This window comes from Stenotrophomonas sp. STEN023 (genome assembly GCF_056760135.1).
On the sequence record NZ_JBRREF010000163.1, the window covers coordinates 1 to 1,200 of the forward strand.

A 1,200-nucleotide genomic window follows, 5' to 3' on the forward strand; every position below is an offset into this window, starting at 1 on the left:
CCCCCCGCTTTCAGTAGCGGGGCCCTTTAGAGTCCAGATTTAATCGTAGCGGCTTTGGCCGCCAACTGTTGGGCATAGGCGGCCGGTGTCAGGCCGCCTAAGATCTTCTTCGGTCGTTCCTCGTTGTATTCCCGCCGCCAGGTTTCGATCTCGGTACGTGCGTGCAGCAGTGTGGGAAACCAGTGCTCGTTGAGGCATTCGTCGCGTAGGCGGCCATTGAAACTCTCGATATAGGCGTTCTGATTTGGCTTTCCTGGCTGGATCAAACGCAACTGCACGCCTCGCTCGTAGGCCCATGCCACCATCGCCTTGCCGCAGAACTCCTTGCCGTTGTCGGTCCGGATCACCTGCGGCAGACCTCGGGTCAGTGCCAGCCGGGCCAGCACCCGTGCCACGCCGTAGCCGGAGATCGCCCGCTCCACCTCAATCGCTACCGCCTCGTGCGTGGCATCGTCGACGATCGTCAGCGCCTTGATTACACGACCCTCGGCTGTGCGATCGAACACGAAGTCCATTGACCAGACCTGATTGGCTGCCTCCGGCCGCAGCAACGGTTGACGCTCGCCCAGCAGCACTTTCTTACGCTTGCGCCGACGCACCTGCAACTTGGCCTCCTGATACAAGCGTTCCACCCGCTTGTAATTCACCGACCACTGCTCCTGCCGCAACTTCAGGTAGATCATCCCCACGCCGTAGCGTTTGTGTCGCTGTGCCAGCTCCAGGATCCGCTCGCGAAGTTCGACATTGCGATCGGGGCGCGGGACATAGCGCAGTGCGCTGGCGCTCATTCGTACCACGGCCAGTGCCCGCCTCTCTGTGAGCCCGCGCTCCATTAAATGCCGCACCAGCGTCCTGCGCGCCGGTGCGCTCACCACTTTTTTCGTAGGGCGTCCTTGATGACGTCGTTCTCCAGCAACTGCTCGGACAGCAGCTTCTTCAGCCGGGCATTCTCCGCCTCCAGCTCCTTCAGTCGCTTGGCCTCCGGCACACTCATGCCGCCGAACTTGCTGCGCCACAGGTAGTAGGACGCCTCACTAAACCCGTGTCGGCGGCACAGCTCTTTCACCGCCATGCCGGCCTCTGCCTCACGCAGGAAGCCAATGATCTGCTCTTCGGAAAAGCGCTTCTTCATGTCCAATCTCCGTCTCGTTGGGGATTGAACTCCAAATCGCCGCGCTACTCAAAATCGGGGGAACGTCG

The 1,200-nt window shown here is 61.1% G+C and carries 1 protein-coding gene; it reads right to left on the bottom strand.

All coding sequences use genetic code 11. The features are described 5' to 3' along the window. Positions 1-26 precede the first annotated feature (26 nt). Positions 27-1,132, bottom strand: a protein-coding gene (locus tag ACVOLV_RS22155; protein ID WP_481556236.1) for an IS3 family transposase whose coding sequence is annotated in 2 segments (ribosomal slippage) — positions 27-874 and positions 874-1,132 — 1,107 coding nt in all. Because the reading frame shifts where the segments join, the coding sequence is not laid out codon by codon here. Between the last annotated feature and the right edge of the window lie 68 nt (positions 1,133-1,200).